This window comes from Pacificitalea manganoxidans (genome assembly GCF_002504165.1).
In the GTDB taxonomy this organism is placed as follows: domain Bacteria; phylum Pseudomonadota; class Alphaproteobacteria; order Rhodobacterales; family Rhodobacteraceae; genus Pacificitalea; species Pacificitalea manganoxidans.
Genome location: NZ_CP021404.1, coordinates 955481 through 974422, shown reverse-complemented (window position 1 = coordinate 974422; position 18942 = coordinate 955481). Strand labels below are relative to the sequence as shown.

Genomic DNA, 18942 nt, shown 5'->3' with positions numbered 1-18942 from the left:
TCGCCTTACGCTCCCTTCTCGGGAAGCTCGAAGATGTTGGTGATGGGGCCGACCTCGGTCTTGTCGAAGGCGCGGACGATCATCACCGTCGTGTTGTCGGTCGCGCCCCGTTCCAGCGTCAGGTCAAGAAGCTGGTCGCAGGCACGCTGCGGCTGATGTTTGCGCGCGATCTCGAGGATCTCGGCATCCTCCACATGCGCGGTCAGCCCATCGGAACACAAGACAAACGTGTCCCGGTTCCGCAGGGTGCCGTAGCGGTGATCTAGGTTGATCTCGGCGCTGACGCCGATGGCGCGGGTGATGACGTTTTTTCGGGGCCAGTTATCGGCCTCCTCCTGCGTGATCGCACCCCGGTCCAGAAGCTCATTCGCTTCGGTGTGGTCGCGGCTGAGCTGGGTCAGTTGCCCGTCGCGGATCATGTAGACGCGGCTGTCGCCGGACCACACGCAGGCATAATGCTGCTCGAAGGCCAGCAGCGCCACGACGGTGGAGCCGATGGTGGCCCCGACCTGCGCGCCGTGGGTGTGGATCTGTTCATTGGCGCGCGCCACGCGTTCCACGAAACGGGCCTGCAAATCCGGTGCGGAACTGGGCAGCCCGATGGAGCCAAGATGTTCGACGATCAGCCCTGAGGCATATTCGCCGCCGTGATGCCCGCCCATGCCATCCGCCACGACCCACAGGCCCGCGTCAGGTTCGGACAGGCAACTGTCCTCGTTATGATCGCGCACGACGCCGGTATGGCTGACGGCGCCGGTTTCGAACCTGAACGTCTGTCCCATCATGTGATTGGCAACCAATACCTTCACCTCGATTTGTGTCGTGAGTGTTTACCAGCGCAGGGGCCGGGTCAATCATTACCACGCTACCGGCCAGCGGGCCCGGTTAGCCGTCCCGGTCGCGGGCCCCGCCCAGCGTAAAGAAACCGCGCCGGGACGCGGGCGGGGCGTCGTTTGCGGGCAGGGCGTCGTTTGCGGGCGGGGCGTCGTCTGGGCGCGCGGTCTGACCGGCCGCCGCGAAGGGGCTGTCGTCGTCTTCCTCGGCCGGGGCGGGTGTCGCGGTGTCGTCGGCAGGAGGCGCGTCATCCGGGTCAGCGGGGGCGGGTGCGTCCTCTGTCGTGGGGGGCGCGGGCGGCGCGGCCCATGCCAGATCGGCCTCCGGGATATCGTCCCAATCGGCGGGCTGGTCCGGGCCGGGTGTGGGCGCCGCGACGGGCGCCGGAGCGCCGAAGCCCGTCAGCAGCCCGGCAAAGCCGGTGGCGTCCGGCATCCCGTCCAGCGCCAGAAACGCGGGCGGCACCGCCCTATTCCCGGCGGTCCACCAATAGCTGCGGCTGGTGGCGGCCAGTTGATAATCGTGGTCGCGCACGTCATGCAGCAGCCGATCCAGCCCGTGTTCGCCATAGGCGAAAAACGCGCGCGCCCGGTCCTGTGCCTGCGCGGCAGGGGGCCCCTGCGGCAGTGGCAGCGCGGCAAGAAGTGCCGCCGGATCATCCCCTGCCCCGCCGCCTTCGCGCGCGGCGCACAGCGCGTCTTCGATGGCGGTGAACCATGCGGCGTGGGGATCGCTGAGCGGCGGCGCGGGATGGCGCGCGCCCGCGCCGATCAACATCACGGTCAGCGGGAAACGGCGGCCCACCTTATCCTGCGAGGTCACCATCACCCCGGCCAGCGCGTGGCCAAACACCCCCTCGCCGATCCAGAACCGCCATGCGGGGGCCTGCGCCCATGCGTGGTCCCAATTTGCGGCCAGATCTGACCGCGCGCCGGGCATGACCCGCTCCAGCCACTGTTCCCAATGCTGCAAGACCTCTGCGGGAATGGCGCGGGTGATGAAATCGCCGCGCGTGGGCAATTTGCCGAACAGGCCCAGCTGCATCACAGACCCGTCGGGCAGGTAAATTCGGTCAGCTCCCGCATCAAAAGCGGGTTCTGCGCGCCTGCGCTGTCGATGCGGTAATCCACATTGCGCCCGCCCACCTGCGCCGAAAAGCTGACGGTTGGCCCCGACACGCGCGGGCGCGATCCCATGATAAGACGGCGCAGCGCCCATGGTCCCTGAATTTGCAATTCGTCCTCGCGATTGGAGGCACGGGGCCGGACCTCCAGCAGCACCATGCCCCCGGCCATGGAACTGGGCCAGCTGAGCACTTGGGGCGTGTTGATCCCGGCGGAAAACTCAAGGTTCTGACCGTTCACATGCATGGTGTGGGTTTTGACCAGCGGGTGCATCGCGCGCACCGCGACATTCATGTCCACCTGCGGCATCGCGCCGACGGGGAAAAACGCATCGCGGATCGCGGCGGCGCGCTCGAACTGTTTGAGCGTGTTGGCCGACAGCTTCCCGCCCAGCGGCCCGCCCTCCTTCCATGTCCATCCGGCGGGGGTGATATCGACCAAGGGCGACATTTCCTGCAGGAAAAAGCGGTCGATGACACCGTTCGGCGCAAACAGCTTGGCGAAATCGGCGATTGGCATGTCCCGCTGGCTGTCGGCAAAGGGATAGGCCTGCCCCATCAGCGCGACGCAGGCCTGCGTCACCTGACCATTCAGCACCTCGTTGAGCCGCGACAGCGACGCATTGGCGGCGTCGCCCTCGAAATCCTCGATCGCTTCTTCGACCATGCGGCGATATTCGTCGGGCAGGCGCGAACTGGCCTGTTTCAACGTGCCGAGAAGCTGCGCCATTTCGTTTTCGACCTTTTCGGGGAAGTCGCCCGCAAGGATCAGCACCCGCTGCATATTGTTGAGCGCATCCAGCAGACGGTCGATCAGCCGGGTGCCGATATCGCCGGTCACGAGGTTTTCCCAATCGCGGAAATGCTGTTCGATCTCGGCCCCCGGCATCCGGCGGCTGGCCCCGCCCGCGACGCCCGCGCGCTGGCTGTTCTTGGCCTGCCCCATCGCCACGTCGAGACCGATCCGCAACATGCCCTGCTGGCGCGAAATGATCGACGAGGCGACCCGCGTTCCGAACTGGCCCGCGACCTCCTCGGCCACGCCGGAGGCCGCGTCCGCGCCGCTGCTGGGCGGGTCCGCCTCCTCGGTGAAGCCTTGGGTCAGGCGGGTTTCGGCGACGATCTGCTCGGCCAGATTGAGCAGCGGCGACGTGCGCGGCGCGGAGGCGGCGGCCAAGGCGCGATAGGTCGGTTTGTCGGCGGCCATCGGGCGCAGCTTGATATTGCCCAGCACCGCTTCCCACGCGCGGATCCAGTCCTGCGTGTAGCGGGTAATCAGCTGCGGACCGACGCGCTGCATCTCATCCTCGATCTGCGCCTCGGCGGCGTAATCGCCCATCACCCACTGTTCGGTCACTAGCTTATCCGCGATCTCGGACAGTTGCGGCAGGAAGAAGTCGTGAAACCCGGCATAGGTATAAAGCGCGGGGATCACCTGATCGGCCAGCGCCGCGCCATCGACCGTCTCGAACACCATGTCCGCATCGGTGCCCGCGCGATAGGCCACGGAAAACGGCTCGATCGGGGCGAATTCCACCGTGGACAGGATCAGCGAATAGGCCTGATCGGCGATGTTCATCCGCGCCAATGCGCGCTCCGCCTGATCGATCAGCGCGCCGTTGAGTTCAAACGACGGCTCCTTGGCCGCGTCGAGGTCGAGCATCGCGATGAGATGCGCCTCCAGTTCCTCGCGCGCGGCGGCATGGATCGGGCCGGGGTAGAGATTGCGGCGCCAGTCGTCGCGGAACCACTGGATAATGAACGGATCGTCGGATTTCGGCGCGGCATCGCCCAGCAGCTTATAGGCCTTCAGCGTTTCGTAGATCGCCAGAACCTCATTTCCGCGCACGAAATCCTCAAGCTGCCGTTCCAGCCGCAGGATCAGCCGGGAGCGGAACATCCGCTCAAGCGCCTGCCGGTAGGTGGTGGTCGCCGCGCTTTCCAGCCGCGCCCGTTGCGACAGGCCAAAGCCCTCCTGCCAACTGGCGGCACCGGCCTGCGTATCGCCATAGCCGGTGGGCATTTCGCGGAGTTGTTGCAGATGGCTCGACACCTCCAGCAGATCGATGCTGTCGACCTCGCTGCGCTCCAACTCGCTGCGGGCGTTCATTTCGTAATCGGTGATCCCGGCCTCGGCCGAGCGGATCAATGTGCGGTTCTGGACATAGGAATAGCCCCAGAGCCCCAGCATCGCGGCACACGCAAGGCCGATCAGCGCGAACGCCCCGTAGCGCAGCCCGGCGGCGCGGCGCACGGCGCGGCGGTCGGTGGACACCCAGCCCGCTTCGGGGAAAATCACCCGCTTGAGCAGGTCATGCAGGAAGAAGCTGCGCCCCTTGCCCGACATCTGCGCCCCGGCGATGGCCCCGCCACTGCCCCGCTCCATCGCGCCCAGCACCTGATCGATGGGCGTGCCCTCCTGCGTGCCGGAGGAAAAATAGAAGCCCCGCAGATTGGCGGCGACCTTATAGCGGGAATGGCCGAACACCGACCCCATGAAGCCGCCGAGCCGGTCGCGCAGCATCGCCACCTGACCGGGAAAGCCAAAGATGGCGATACGGTTGATGCCGTCGGGTTCCTCCTGCAGGCGGTCGGTGACCTCCTCCGACAGCCGCGCCACAAGCGCGTCATATTCGGCGGCGAAGCGTTCGACGGTGGGCTCTTTCTTCGATGCGGTCTGGAAGGTATGGCCCCAGACCTTTTCCCGCCGGGTGCCGGAGAAGGAGCCGAAATATTCCATGAAGCCGCTGATCAGATCGGCCTTGGTGAACAGCACATAGACCGGGAAATCGACGCGCAGTTCCTCGTGGATTTCGCGCAGGCGGTTGCGCACGGTTTCCGCGTGGGTCTCGATCTCCGCCGGGGTGGCGGTCATGATTTCCTGCAGGCTGATGGCAAGGATCACGCCGTTGATCGGCTGGTTGGCGCGGTGGGTTTTCAGCAGCCGCAGGAAGCTCAGCCAGCTGTCGCGGTCGGCCTCCGCATCGCTGTCTTGGGTGGTGTAGCGGCCCGCCGTGTCGATTAGCACCGCCTCCTCGGAAAACCACCAGTCGCAATAGCGGGTGCCGCCGACGCCCGCGACCGCACCCTGCCCGCCCTCCGCAAGCGGGAAATTCACCCCCGAATTCAGCAGCGCCGTCGTTTTGCCCGCGCCGGGCGGACCGATGATGACATACCACGGCAATTCATAGAGAAACGCGCGACTGCCGGAGGATTTGCGCAGCACGGCCAGCGCTTCGCCCATGCGGTCGCCCAGCACCTCGCCATCGCCGGTGACCTGCTGTTCGGTCAGCGCCGCCTCCAGCGCGCGGGCGGCGCGGCGGGTGCGGATGGCGCGGATCAGGTAGATAACGGCGACGGGCAGCCACACCACCGCGATCAGCAGCAGCCGCACCCATGACGGTTCGAACGGGCGGACGGTGCCAAAGCCCACCAAGGGCAGCGCGTACCACACCACCGCGCCCCATGCCAGCAGCGCCAGCACGACCAATGCTCCGATGATCCACTTCCTCATGATGCGGTCCCCCGATGATGGGCTAGAGCGTGTCTTCGCGCTGCAGCATGATTTCGACACGGCGGTTGGCGGCGCGGCCTTCGGCGCTGGAATTGTCGGCGATGGGTTCATCCTCGCCCCGGCCATCGACGCCCACGCGCACCGGATCGGCAAGCAACGGTGACAGGATCGCGGCGACCGAGGTGGCCCGCGCGACCGACAGTTCGAAATTGTCCTTGAACCGGCCCCGGCCGCTGAGCGGGATGTTATCGGTGTGACCGATCACGGTGACCGGCCCCGGCTCATCGTTCAGCGCGGCGGCGATGGACTGGGCCACCGGCGTGAATTCGGGCTTCACCTCGGATTTGCCGGAGGCGAAGAGTACGCCGTTATTGACGTTGAGCACGATGAAATCGCCCTTCTGGCTGATCTCTACCGGCTCCCCGGTGAGGGCGGCGGTGATCCGTTCCAGCTGATCGCTTTCCTGCAAGAAGGCGGGCGGGATATATTCCGGCACCTCCTCGGAACGGACCAGCCGGATCTGGCTGGCGGGATGCAGATTGGTCATCCGCCCGGCCAGATTGGTGCCCTCCTCGGCCAGAAGCGTGCGCATGGCGAAATAGCTCCCCGCCAGCAGCGCGGCAGCCAGACAGGCGACGATCCAGACCGGCAACTTGCGAAAATTGCGGCGCGGCGCGATTTCGACCCCTTTCCAGCGGGGGGAAATATCATCATCGCCGCGCGGCTTCACCCGGCGCAGGGTCTCGTAGATGCCGCGTTTGACGCCCTGCAACTGAACATCGCCGCCGGGCACCGCGCGATACTGCCCCTCAAAGCCCAGTTGCAGGCAGATCAGCATCAGCTCCAGCAGGTGATATTTCTGCAATGGGTTTTGCAGCGCCTTGTCGACCTCCTGAAAGAAGCCAACGCCCGAGGTGCGTTTGTTGAAGAACCGCGCGACCATCGAATATTGCAGCCACACGCCGCGATCGGTGCCGGGCAGGTTCTGCACGATGTCATCGGCGGTGCCACACAGGCAGTATTTCGCGATCAGCGCATCGGTCGGATCGACCCCGGCGGCCAGCACGCGTTTTTCGAACTGATCGATTTCTTCGGTGACGTGCTGCATCAGCGGGACGGCGTGCATATCGACGACCTGCGAGCGCAACCGCCCGAAGAGGATCAGCAGGCTGGCGGCGGCGGCGGTGATGGGATTGACCTCGGCCGAGTGGCCCGACGTGCGCGCCGACAGCGCGGCATCTAGGCTGATCTTATGCGCGGGCGCGGCGCGCAGGGCGGGCTCCGGGCGGCGGTGGTCGGGAAAGAAGCCTTCTTGTTTCGGGGCGGCGCCCATCCATGCGTTGCTGCCACCGCCGAAATCATCGTCCCCGCCAAACCCGATGCCGCCGCCCTGCCCCGGCGTGGGTGGCGGGCCAAAGCCGCCGCCGGGGCTGGGCTGTCCCGCAGCCCCCGCCCCGACCCCCGCGCCAAAACCCGACCCCGCCGGAGGCAGGCCACCGATCACCGTTTTCTGCCCCCCGGCGGGCGGGGGTGGTTTCGCCCCGGCAGCCCCGCCCCCGAACGCCCCGCCGGGCATGGGCCGGATCACCGTTTTGCCGCCGTCCTTGTCGTCGGTCATGATCGGTTCTCCTGAATCCCCCAAAGCTCCAGCTTCAGGTCGGGCCAGTCACCGGCGAAATGCATGCCAATGGCAGGCGCGGTCGAAAATTCGCGCCACATCGGATTGTTCTTGTCGATGTAGAAATAGACATGGCTGGTCACGGCGCGGATCTGGCGCGGCGGTGTCGGCGTATGCACCAGCTCCAGCCCCGGCAGGTTGTTGTTGACGATGGCGTTCATCTGCGTGTTCGGGCCGACCTTGCACAGCGCGGGGAATTGCTGCTGGATCTGGGTCAGCGGCTTATCCGCCGCGACCTCCAGCACAAAGGACGCGTCGCGGAACAGGTTGCGGTCGGTGACCTTGGCGATGAAGCTGCCGGGGTGAAGCTCCTGCAGGTCCAGCCGCACCGCCCGGCCCACATCGCGGCTCAACAGCCGCTGGATGTCGCGCACGACCGGCTCGAACACGGCCTCAAGATTATCCTGATCGTAGGGCTGGTATTCGGGCGCAAGCCGGTTGGTGTCAAAGGTCCACAGCTCCCCCGCCAGCCGCAGCAGCAGTTGATAGAGATCCTCGGGGTGGATGTAGCGGCTGTGGCGGTAGTGCTTGAGCAGGTTGATTTCGCGGTTGAGCACCAGCAGCATGAAATAGTCGGTGGCCTGTAGCCCCCCGCCCGAGGATGGATCGGAGGCATAGCGCGCGAGGCTTTCGAGTTTGGTTTCCGTCCAGCCCACGACCCGCTCGATCCAGCCGGCAACGACGGGATGGGCCTGAATCGACAGCACCGGCGGCGCGAATTTCTCATCGAAGATCACGGCCTTGTCGCGCATTTCGATGATCCGGGCCAGTTTCAGGCAGTGATAGCCCGGTTTTTCGGTTTTGCGGATGTCGAATTCCAGCCGGGGATGGGCGACCTCGATCCCCTGTTCCAGCCGCATCGCGGCGGCGCTGTCGGCGATGGTTTCGCTGCCCAGCCGGTAGCGCGCGGCGCGGGAGGCTTCGTCCTCCGTGCCGATCTCGCGCCCGTTCATCTGCGCCATCGGCAGGGTCAGCCAGACGGTCGCGCCCTCGGACCCTTCGGGGATGTCGACGGGGGCGGGCAGTTGCGAGATGCCGGGCATGTCGAAGGGCGTGCCATCGGGGAAAATCCCCGCCGCCGCGCGCAGCCCGAATTTCATCTGCTGAGAGATGTCGCGGTCGATCTCGATCCGGGAAAATCCCCATGGATAGGGGGATGTCAGGCGCGTGCGGCTTTCCACCAGCTTCTCGACATAGCGGTCGCTCTGCTGGAAGTGATGCGGCTGGAGGAACAGGCCCTCCTTCCACGCGACTTTGGAATACCACGACATCTAAGAACGCACCGCCTCAATCATAAATTCAATAGCTTGGCAGGATGACCCTGATCCAAAAACACAACGGGCCCCCGCGGCAGAAATTCCGCGGCCAAGCCGGGATCGGAAAAGCGACCCAACGTAAAGAAACCTGCCCGCAGGGCGCCGAGCGGTCAAGAGCGGAGGCACATGAACCGCCCGCCGCAGGGCGGCGGCAGACCGGGGTGCGGGGTGTTCGGGCAGCGTCGCGGCATATGCAAAAGGCGCGCCACTCACGCGGCGCGCCTTTCTTTGTGCATGTCGAATGTCAGGCCCGCAACCGGACCCGCAGCGCGCGGTGGCCTAGAACTGAAGCCGGGCCTGCGCGGTGATCGAGAACGCCTCCACATCGTCGGAGAAGCGAGCATCGGCCCGGACCGAGGCGTTGAACTGCTTGGCCGCGCCGACCTCGCCATCGAGGATCTTGATGTAGCTCAGCCCCACCGACAACTCGCCAAAGCCACCCAGCGGATCGGTGCTCAGATCCTGACTGTCATTGCCGATGCGATATTTCGAGGTCATGTCGTCCGAGAAGTCCTCGTAATAGGTCGCGGTGACGAAGCTGTTATACGCCTCCGTCCCCGATGGCGCGATGGTGGTATGGGCCAGCGTGCCGCCGACAAAGCCGATCTTGGTGGTGTGGTCGTCAAAGTCGATGCGCCCGATTTCGGTGCCCGAATTGTCGCGGAACACCAGATCGTCGGTGGAGGTGCGGGTGATCCCGAACCCGGCGGTCGGCACGAAGGTCAGCGTATCCGACAGGGCGTGCGAATAGCTGATCGATGCCGACAGCGTGGTGCCGTTGCTCGACGTTTCCTCGTCATACAGGCCGAGGCTTTCGTTATCGAACTCATAGTCGGTGTTTTCGAACCGCAGTTGCACATCGCCGGTAAAGGCGCCGCGGGCCGCAGCCACATACCCGCCGACATAGCGCTGATCGAAATCGGACCGGGTGGTCGAGATCTGATTGTCGGTCAGGACGATATCCGCGCCGCTGACGCCGACCTCGAACACCTTCTGCTCGGTCGAGCCGGAGTTGATGCCGAGGATGCCGCCCACGGCCACATCCCATTCCCCGCCTGCGGAATTGAAGCAGCCGAAGTCATAGCCGGTGACGAAGCCGTAGAAATCCGCATCGACCGTGGCAGGCAGGCTGGCCTGCCCGTTATCGGTGCGCGATGTGGCCTCGGCCCGGCCACCGGTGGCGCGCGCCCATGCGCCCGAGCCGCAGGTGTCCTCGGATTCGTAGGCCAGCCCGGAGACAAACGGGCTCGACGGGCGGTTTACGATGGTGCCGATCAGCGACTGCACCAGCGCAAGGTTGCCCGACACCGCCGCCGCGCCCGGATCGATGACCGAGTTCACAAAGACGCCCTCGCTGCTCTGCGTGACCTGATAGCTGAGCGGCCCGCTGCGCGCAGGAAGCCCGGTGCTGGTCAGCAGTGCCGACACGGCGTTGCCATCCACGACCTGCAGCGGATCGTTCAGGATCGCGCCGCTGTCCAGCGTGTCGAACTCCAGCAGGACATTGCCGGTGAGCGACGACAGGACGATCTGATCGGTCGCGCCGGTGCTGTCGCCCAGATCGATATCGAAGGCCAGCGTGCCGCCCGCGACCGTGCCGGTCAGAACCAGCACATCATCTGCCGCATCGTCGGTGCCCAGATCGATGCGCCCGCTGGTGTTGTCGATGGACGCTGTATCGATGGTGAACATGTCGAGAGACTGGATCGTGCCGGTATTGATGAACCCGTCGGTGACCGTCAGGGTCAGGCCGCTGCCGTCATTTTCCAGCGTCCCCATATTGTCCAGCGCGCCGTCGATGGTGCTGTTCCCGTCGATGGTGAACGTGCCGTCGGCGAAGTTGTCGAAATCCCCGTCGATCATGCCCGCCATCTGGAAGGCGCCGCTATTGCTGACATCGCCGGTGATGGTCCCGTCATGATCGAAATCGCCGGTCGCGTCATTATCGACATCGCCCGTGATCCCGCCGGTATTGTCGAACCCGCCGGAGTTGCTGACGGCACCGATGACCGTGCCGCTGTTGTCGAAAGAGCCGGAGTTATCGACCGGCGCGGTAAACGTGCCGTCATTGTCGACCGAGCCGTCATTGTCGAACGACAGCGCGGTGAACGCGCCGGTATTGTCGATATTGCCTTCGTTCGTCGCCGCGCCCGTCAGGGTCATGGTCCCGGCATTGGTCAGTTGCGAGGTGCTGCCAACATTGTCGAAGGTGCTCCCGTTGACCGTGGAGGTGTCGAGGTTCGACATCGTGCCGCTGTTGTCGATATCGGTGGCGAAGATCACCCCCGCAGTCTCGTTGGTCAGCGTGCCGGAGGTATCGATGCTGCCGGGCGTGGTGCCGCCCACGATGCCGCCGTTGTTGACGAAGGTCGCGTCATTGTCGATCGAGGCCGCGTCGAACGTGCCGGTGTTGTTGACCGAATTGAGGTTCGTCACCGCGCCGGACGCGTTGAAGTCGCCTTGGTTGACCAGCGAGCCCGCGCCTTCGTTATCGAAGGTGGCGGTGTTGATTGTCGAGGTATCGAGGTTCGAGAAGCTCCCGTTATTGTCGATATCTGTCGCGGTCAGTTCCGCGGCGTTCTGGTTGGTGAGCGTGCCGTCATTGTCGATGCTACCGGGCGTGGTCCCGCCCACCGTGCCGCCGTCATTGACGAAGGTCATGTCATTGTCGAGCGCCGCCGTATCAAACGTGCCGAAGCTGGTGATCGAGCCGGTGTTGGTGACGCTGGTGGTCGCCGTGACGCTGGACGTGTCGAGGTTCGACAAGGTGCCGGAGTTGGTGATCGTCGTCGCGGTCAGCTCCGCGTCGTTCTGGTTGGTCAGCGTGCCGGAGCTGTCGATGCTGCCCGCCGTTGTGCCACCCACCGTGCCGCCGTCATTGACGAAGGTCGCGTCATTGTCGATCGAGGCCGCGTCGAACGTGCCGGTGTTGTTGATCGAATTGAGGTTCGTCACCGCGCCGGACGCGTTGAAGTCGCCTTGGTTCACCAGCGAGCCCGCGCCCTCGTTGTCGAAGGTGGCGGTGTTGATTGTCGAGGTATCGAGGTTCGAGAAGCTCCCGTTATTGTCGATATCTGTCGCGGTCAGTTCCGCGGCGTTCTGGTTGGTGAGCGTGCCGTCATTGTCGATGCTACCGGGCGTGGTCCCGCCCACCGTGCCGCCGTCATTGACGAAGGTCATGTCATTGTCGAGCGCCGCCGTATCAAACGTGCCGAAGCTGGTGATCGAGCCGGTGTTGGTGACGCTGGTGGTCGCCGTGACGCTGGACGTGTCGAGGTTCGACAAGGTGCCGGAGTTGGTGATCGTCGTCGCGGTCAGCTCCGCGTCGTTCTGGTTGGTCAGCGTGCCGGAGCTGTCGATGCTGCCCGCCGTTGTGCCACCCACCGTGCCGCCGTCATTGACGAAGGTCGCGTCATTGTCGATCGAGGCCGCGTCGAACGTGCCGGTGTTGTTGATCGAATTGAGGTTCGTCACCGCGCCGGACGCGTTGAAGTCGCCTTGGTTCACCAGCGAGCCCGCGCCCTCGTTGTCGAAGGTGGCGGTATTGATTGTCGAGGTATCGAGGTTCGAGAAGTTCCCGCTATTGTCGATATCGGTCGCGTTCAACACACCGGCGTTCTGGTTGGTGAGCGTGCCGTCATTGTCGATGGCATCCGCTGCGGTGCCGCCGACCATGCCGCCATCATTGACGAAGGAGAGGTAGTTTTGCAGCAGGCCGCTATCGAACGTCCCGCTGGTGGTGATAGAGCCGGTATTCGACACCATGCCGGTGACGTTGAAGTCGCCTTGGTTGACGAGCGATGCGGTAGGCCCGCCATTGGTGACTTCGGCAGCGTTAAAGGCCGACGTGTCGAGGTTCGACAGGTTGCCCGAGTTGTCCAATAGGGTCGTTGTCACCACACCGTCGGACTGGTTGGTCAATGTGCCGCCATTCTCCAATCCCTCCAGGCCCGTGACCGTCACCGTGCCGTCGGTATTGGTGAAGGTGCCGGTGGTTTCGATTTCCTCGGCGGTGAACAGGCCTTGGTTGGTCACGGTCGCGGCATTGGTCAGCGCCGTCATGGTCATCGTCGCATCGCTGGCGTTGGTGACGACGCCGCCGGTCGTGTTGTTGACCGTCACGGCCCCGAAGGTGCCCGTGCCTTGGTTCGAGATCGTGCCGGAGTTCTGCACGATCAGGGGATCTGTCGCCCCCACCACGCCGCCCGTGTTGGTGAACGTGCCGCTGTTGGTCAGCGCATCCGCATCGAAGGTGCCGGTCGAGGTGTTCGTGATCTGATTGTCGTTGGTCACCGTCCCTGTCGCGTCGAAATCACCGGCATTGGTAAAGAAGCCGCCGGTCTCGTTGTCGAAGGTGCCGGTGCTGACCACCGAGTTGTTGAGGCTTGAGAAGGTCGCGCTGTTGTCGATATTGGTCGTGCCCAGCGTCGCGCCGCCGCCGACCGTCACCGTGCTGCCGGTGCCGGTGTTGGTGAGCGTCGTGATCCCGGTCAGATCCTCGTTCACCGTCAGCGTGCCGCCGTCTTCGTTGTCGAAATCCCCGGCCATGGTGCTGTCACCATCGACTGTGAAGCTGCCGGTATTGGCCACATCGCCGGTCATGGTGCCTGCGAAGGTCACCGTGGCGGAGTTGCCGAGCGCGCCAGAGACGGTGCCGCCGTTCACGTCCAGCGTGGCGGTAAGTTCGTTGACAAGGGACGTCGCGCCCAGCGTCGCGCCGCTGCCGACCGTCACCGTGCTGTCGGTGCCGGTATTGGTGAGCGTCGTGATCCCCGTCAGATCCTCATTCACCGTCAGCGTGCCGCCGTCTTCGTTGTCGAAATCCCCGGCCATGGTGCTGTCACCATCGACTGTGAAGCTGCCGGTATTGGCCACATCGCCGGTCATGGTGCCTGCGAAGGTCACCGTGGCGGAGTTGTCGAGCGCGCCAGAGATGGTGCCGCCGTTCACGTCCAGCGTGGCGGTGTCATCGTTGAGAACGCCGTTTGTCGCCGACAGGGTGCCGTCCATCCCGACCGTGATGGTCGACCCGGACGTGTTCACCACATCATCACTGGCCGAGACGGTGGCATCGGTGCCAATCGTCACGGATGCCCCGTCGGCATTGGTCAGCGTGCCTGCGACGGTCAGTTCCGTGTCCTCTGCCAGCTGGATAAGGGCGCTGCCGCCGGTCGACGTCAGGTCATCCAGTGCGTCCACTGTCGGATCGGCGTTCGTGAGCGTCGTCAGATCCAAAGTGCCGGTGTTGGTGATAATTTCCCCACCGCTGGAGTTGGTGTCGCTGTTGAGCGTCGCGCTGCCTTCGAACCTGAGCAGCCCGCTGTTCTCGATGGCGCCCGCGTCCTGAATGGTCGCATTATCGCTAACGTTGGTCGTGCCATTGTTGGTATAGGTGTTGCCCGTCCCGGTCAGGGTGGCGTTTTCGCCCAAGTTGACGGTGCCGTCATTGGTCAGCGAGGAGAACTCAAGCTCGATCCCGCTGTCAACGGTGACGATGCCGTCGCTCGCCACCGTGGTCACGCCGATTTGGGTGGTATCGGCATCGACCAACAGCGTGCCGTCGGTGACATTGAGATCGTGGCCATCGCCGTTGAGCTCGGAGGCGATGGTAACGGTCGCACCATCGATTACGCCAAGATCATAGTCGAGGGTCGGGTCAGTGATGGTCGTGGCGATCCCGTAATTGATGGCATCCGCAGAAAAGGACAGGGTGCCGCCGTTCACTTCGCTCAGCACCGTGCCATCGCGGAGATTGATCGTGCCGGCGGTGATGCTGGCCTCGCCCGTATCGGCCTCGATCGTGCCGGAGGATGAGAATGTCCCGTCGATTGCTAGGGCATTGGCTCCCGTCGAGGAAATATCTCCGTCTGCGACCAGATCACCGGTGATTATCACGGCAGGGCCGCCGGAATTGCCATAGGTGCCCAGCGACAGGGTCGCCGCGTCGCCGACCGTGACGGTGCCGCCGACGCTGGCCCCGTCAGCGAATTCCAATGTGCCGGCATTCGCGGTAACGTCGCCATCCACCTGACCTGCGGACTGGACGACACCGTAGCTGGTGATGTCCCCTTCGATCAGGTTTGTGTTGATAAGGGTCAGATTGGTGCTGTCGGCGCTGCCGGTGCCGACGGTGACGTTCCCTTTGATAGTGTTGTCGTTGGTGAAGATCACACCATCCGTCTCAGCGGTGGTGGTGGCCGAAAGGGTCAGATCATCCTCGATCGTGCCGCCATTGCTGACGCTCAGGGCGCTGCCGTCTTCGGTGGTGTCGCTGACTTCCAGATCACCCGTGATCGTGCCGTCCAACGTCCCATCGCCCGTCAGGGTGATCGATGCCCCGGACAGGCTGGTCTGGCTGCCCGCGTCCAGCGTGCCGAGGGTGACATCCCCGTCGCTGGCGAATTCGGACATGTCGCTCAGGCTGAGACTGCCGAGGGATGCGCCCATGGTTGCGGTAATCACCCCCGAGCCGCTCTGACTGACGGCTCCGTCGACGGTCATGGTGCCGCCGATGTTCAATGTGCCCGTATTGGTGACAGTGTTGCCGACGGTCCCATCGGTGAAATCGTTGGTCACCGTCGCGGTGCCCGTGTTGTCAAAGGAGCCCGTCTCACTCGTGACCGTAAGCGAACCGGTGCCGAACTCCCCGTCATTGCTGAACGCGCCCGCGCCGATATCGGTCGCGCCTGTGACCGTCAGATCGCCGTCAGGAGTAACTGAGAGAGTGCCGCCGTTTACCGTCAGCGCATTGGCGGTGGAGCTGCCCGCGATCTCCACGGCGCCAAGCGTCTCCAGCCCCTCGGTGACACTGAACGTCCCGCCGTTCGAAATATTCAGATCAGATTTGATCGTGGCGGTGCCGGCATTCAGACCCTCGCCCGACCCGACCGCGTGCGTTTCGGTGGAGTTCAGAATCAGCGCGTCGTTCGCCGTCACCGTCACCGGCGCGTCGAATACGAAATATCCGCTGGTCGCGTTGCCGCCATCTTCGACCGTGATCGTGTCGAAGGTCTGATCGCTGTCAAAAACTGTGGGGTTGGGGGTGCTTGCGTCATTGATGATCAGATCCTGCGACCAGCCGCTCTGCCCGCTCATCCCATAGGCCAGCGCCGCAATCGCGGTGGTGGACAGGATGATACGCCGCAACGAGCCGCCCCCGGCGCGGTCTGCCTTCGCCACACCGGTGCCGTGAAGAAATGAAGTCATCGTCAATCCCCGTCGAAATATGCCGCACTACCACGCGGCGCCCCTAAACAACCCGGCGCTGAAATACCGCACCTGCGGCAAGCCTACTTACGCCGCGTGAACCACTCAACGAATTTTTGCCACAATGTGCATGGCTGGTGCAGTTTTCTGACCCGAAACGCCGCCCCGGACGGCGCACAAGGCGGCGCAAGGTCGGCGCAAGGTTGGGCACCGGGGGTGCGCGCCGCGCGCCTGCACCCTTGCGAATTGGCGGGACCGATGGCACGTTGACGTAAGGAAAGTTATTTTTATCACCAATCCTTCAGCCCGCCCGTATTTCAGGGGCATCGGCGACATGGCTATAATCGAGAAGATCCCGGCATGACATTGAATGTCTCTCAGGACAATCGTATCGGCAGGCTCCATACCCCGCTGGCCAAGGACGATCTGGTTTTGCTGCGCCTGTCCGGCAGCGATGGCGTCAACGAACTGTTCGACTACCGCGTCGAGGCGCTTGGCGTCCGGCCCGATCTGGATTTCGACGCCCTCGTCGGCAAACTCATGGGGGTCGAACTGACCTCGCTGGACGGTGACCCGATCCATTTCACCGGCATCGTCGTCGAGGCCCGGTTCAAGGGCGTGGGGGAGACCGGCAATCTTTACGCCTTTCAGCTGCGCCCGTGGTTCTGGCTGGCCGGGCGGGCGCGCCAGCAGCGCATCTTCCACGAAAAATCGATCCCCGCGATCCTGACCGAGGTGATGGAGGCCTATAGCAGCGCCAGCGCCAACCATCTGGTCGACAGCCTGACCGCCAGCTACGAGCCGCGCGAATATGTCGTGCAATATGGCGAAAGCGATCTGGATTTCTGCCAGCGCCTGATGGAGCGCTACGGCATCAACTACCATTTCACGCACACGCGGAACGGCCACTCCCTGATCCTGACCGACAGCAATGACGAGTTCGCCGCAATCCCCGGCGGGCGCCGCAATCATGTGATGGTCGAGGATCGCCATGTCGATGACAAAGAACATTTCTGGTCATGGTCGCCCCGGCGGTTGCTGACCACCGGCGCGGTGCGGCTGACGGATTACAACTTCAAAACGCCGACGACCGATCTGACCGAAACGCAGGCAGGCACCGCCGGGCATAGTTTCGGCGATCTCGAAGCGTTCGACTATCCCGGCCTTTACGAGACCGGCGGCGCTGGCAAGACCATGTCGAGCATCCGGCTGGAACAGGAACGCTCCGCCGATTTCCGGCAGTCCGCCGAAGGCGATACCATGACGCTGAAAAGCGGGATGGTGGTGGGCATCGTCTCGGACTCGGACGCCACGATCAACAGCAAGAAATTCCTCTGCCTGCGGGCCCATCACGATTACACCTCCGAAAGCTATGGCTCCGGCGATCAGGGGGAAACGGTCGCCTACCGCGGGCGCTACGAATTTTACCCCGAGGAGAAACCGTTCCGTCCCGCGCTGCGCACCGCCCCCGCCCGTGTGGCGGGTCCGCAGACCGCCATGGTCGTGGGCAAGACCGGAGAGGAAATCGACGTCGATCCGACGGGGCGGATCCTTGTCCGGTTCCACTGGGATCTGGCCGGGGCCAATTCGATGCGTTGTCGGGTGGCGCAGCTATGGGCGTCGAAAAGCTGGGGGGCGCAGTTCATTCCCCGGATCGGCATGGAAGTGGTGGTGGAGTTTCTGGAAGGCGACCCGGACAAGCCGCTGGTGACCGGCTGCGTCTATCACGGCAATCACCCCATGCCCTATTCGCCCGAGGACGAGAAAAACCGCTCCGGCATCAAGAGCAATTCGACCCCGAATAGCCGCGGCTACAACGAGGTGATGTTCGATGACACGGCGGGCAAGGAGCTGTTTCGGCAGCACGCCCAGTTCGACATGGAAACCAAGGTGCTCAACGACGAGCGGCGGGAAATCGACAAGAACCGCAGCACGATTATCGGCGTCGACGAAAGCCATGAGGTCAAGGGCGACAGCAAGTGGGAGATCACCGGTCAGGAAACCCGCACCACCACCGGCGACCGCAGCGTGACGATGAAGGCCAACGACAAGGTCGAGGTCAAAAACAACCGCGACACAAAGGTGTCGCAGAACGACACGTTAGAGACCGGGATGGAGCTGAAAATCTCGGCCGGGACCAAGATCGAACTGAAATGCGGCGCGTCTAAGATCACGATGACCCCCGGCAGCATCACGATCGAAGCCCTGTCGATCAATGTGAAGGCCACCGCCAGCCTGACCACAAGCGGGCTGACCGCTGAACATTCCGGCAGCGCCCTCCAGACGATCAAGGGAGGATTGGTGAAGATCAACTGACCGGCGGCCCATGCCAGCCGCCCCGCCCGCATCCGACGGGAGGCGCGCGCCCCACGCGGGGGCCGATGACGCAGGGAGCACACGAAACGATGACTTGGATACAGGACGGACAACACGGTGGACAGCGTGGCTGACGAACGGGACGGACCAGTGAAACGCAAGAACCTGAGGTTCGAGGTGGCGCGTGAGCTGTTCGATGCGTTGCCGCAGATCGAAGATGACATGAAGGCCCGCCCCGCCGAGCAGGACAGCATCCCCTTTGTCGAGGAACTGGCCCATAGCCCCACCCCCGAGGAGGCGATCACCTTTTGCGCCTATGTGCTGCCCCGGCGCTTTGCCGTGTGGTGGGGGCATGAATGCCTGCGCAGCCGCGCCGCGCTGCTGACCGCCGCCGACGAGGAATTGCTGGAACTTGCCGCCGCTTGGGTGGCCAATCCCGACGAGGACAGCCGCTATGCCGCGCTTGACCGGGCGATGGATGGCTCGCCCATGACCTGCGGCAGTTGGATCGCCGTGGCGGCGGGCTGGTCCGGCGGCTCGATGGTCGGGCCGGACCTGCCGCCCGTGCCCCCCGCCCCGCACATGACCGCGCGGGCCGTCAATGCCGGTATTCTCACGCTGCTGGCGCAGATCGAGGTGGCCGAGCGGGTCGACACCCTACGCCGCTTTGTCCGGATGGCGGTGATGCTGACCGAGGATGCGTGACCGACCCTAGCGCCCGATCCCCGGCGCGGCAAACGTGTCTGCGGCCCCCTATGGCGTGCGCCGCTCGGCGTTGTGCGTTGCCGGGTCGAGCGCGTCCTGCGCCTTCGCCGTCCACGCGCATCTTGCGCATCTCCAACCACGCGCATCTTGCGCAGCCCCATCCACGCGCATCTTGCGCATACCCATCCACGCGCATCTTGCGCATACCCATCCACGCGCATCTTGCGCATACCCATTCACGCGCATCTTG

8 protein-coding genes are annotated in these 18942 nt (G+C 64.3%); 2 read left to right on the top strand and 6 right to left on the bottom strand.

The window, feature by feature from the left end; all coding sequences use genetic code 11:
- Positions 1 to 5 precede the first annotated feature (5 nt).
- From CBW24_RS04460 to CBW24_RS04435, 6 genes are all read right to left on the bottom strand, one after another.
- Complete coding sequence (locus CBW24_RS04460; protein ID WP_198405229.1) at positions 6 to 809, bottom strand: PP2C family protein-serine/threonine phosphatase; 804 nt, start codon at positions 807 to 809, stop codon at positions 6 to 8.
- A gap of 76 nt (positions 810 to 885) precedes the next feature.
- Positions 886 to 1878 carry a type VI secretion system-associated protein TagF gene (gene tagF, locus CBW24_RS04455; protein WP_097372805.1) on the bottom strand — a complete coding sequence of 331 codons (993 nt, stop codon included), beginning with the start codon at positions 1876 to 1878 and terminating at the stop codon, positions 886 to 888.
- Positions 1878 to 5471 (bottom strand): type VI secretion system membrane subunit TssM, encoded by a 3594-nt coding sequence (tssM, locus tag CBW24_RS04450; protein ID WP_157773064.1) that lies wholly within the window; start codon positions 5469 to 5471, stop codon positions 1878 to 1880. The genes tagF and tssM overlap by 1 nt, the downstream gene beginning before the upstream one ends.
- Positions 5472 to 5493: 22 nt before the next feature.
- Positions 5494 to 7089, bottom strand: a complete 1596-nt coding sequence (gene icmH / locus CBW24_RS04445; protein WP_097372803.1) for a type IVB secretion system protein IcmH/DotU — start codon at positions 7087 to 7089, stop codon at positions 5494 to 5496.
- Entirely contained in the window at positions 7086 to 8420 is a 1335-nt protein-coding gene (gene tssK / locus CBW24_RS04440; RefSeq protein ID WP_097372802.1) for a type VI secretion system baseplate subunit TssK, read from the bottom strand. The genes icmH and tssK overlap by 4 nt, the downstream gene beginning before the upstream one ends.
- Before the next feature lie 324 nt (positions 8421 to 8744).
- A complete protein-coding gene (locus CBW24_RS04435) occupies positions 8745 to 15671 on the bottom strand; it encodes an autotransporter outer membrane beta-barrel domain-containing protein (RefSeq protein WP_097372801.1) in 6927 nt (2308 codons plus the stop codon).
- 360 nt (positions 15672 to 16031) lie between these two features.
- Here CBW24_RS04435 and CBW24_RS04430 point away from each other — a divergent pair, with 360 nt between their 5' ends.
- On the top strand, positions 16032 to 17987 hold the full coding sequence (locus CBW24_RS04430) for a type VI secretion system Vgr family protein (RefSeq protein ID WP_097372800.1): 1956 nt from the start codon (positions 16032 to 16034) through the stop codon (positions 17985 to 17987).
- Between the two features lie 150 nt (positions 17988 to 18137).
- Entirely contained in the window at positions 18138 to 18692 is a 555-nt protein-coding gene (locus CBW24_RS04425; RefSeq protein ID WP_157773062.1) for a DUF6931 family protein, read from the top strand.
- Positions 18693 to 18942 lie beyond the last annotated feature (250 nt).

What these genes read in the sequence shown, in the direction of transcription:
- tagF (WP_097372805.1), bottom strand. Translation starts at nt 1,878, where the DNA reads ATGCAGCTGGGCCTGTTCGGCAAATTGCCCACGCGCGGCGATTTCATC.
- tssM (WP_157773064.1), bottom strand. Translation starts at nt 5,471, where the DNA reads ATGAGGAAGTGGATCATCGGAGCATTGGTCGTGCTGGCGCTGCTGGCA.
- icmH (WP_097372803.1), bottom strand. Translation starts at nt 7,089, where the DNA reads ATGACCGACGACAAGGACGGCGGCAAAACGGTGATCCGGCCCATGCCC.
- tssK (WP_097372802.1), bottom strand. Translation starts at nt 8,420, where the DNA reads ATGTCGTGGTATTCCAAAGTCGCGTGGAAGGAGGGCCTGTTCCTCCAG.
- CBW24_RS04435 (WP_097372801.1), bottom strand. Translation starts at nt 15,671, where the DNA reads ATGACTTCATTTCTTCACGGCACCGGTGTGGCGAAGGCAGACCGCGCC.
- CBW24_RS04430 (WP_097372800.1), top strand. Translation starts at nt 16,032, where the DNA reads ATGACATTGAATGTCTCTCAGGACAATCGTATCGGCAGGCTCCATACC.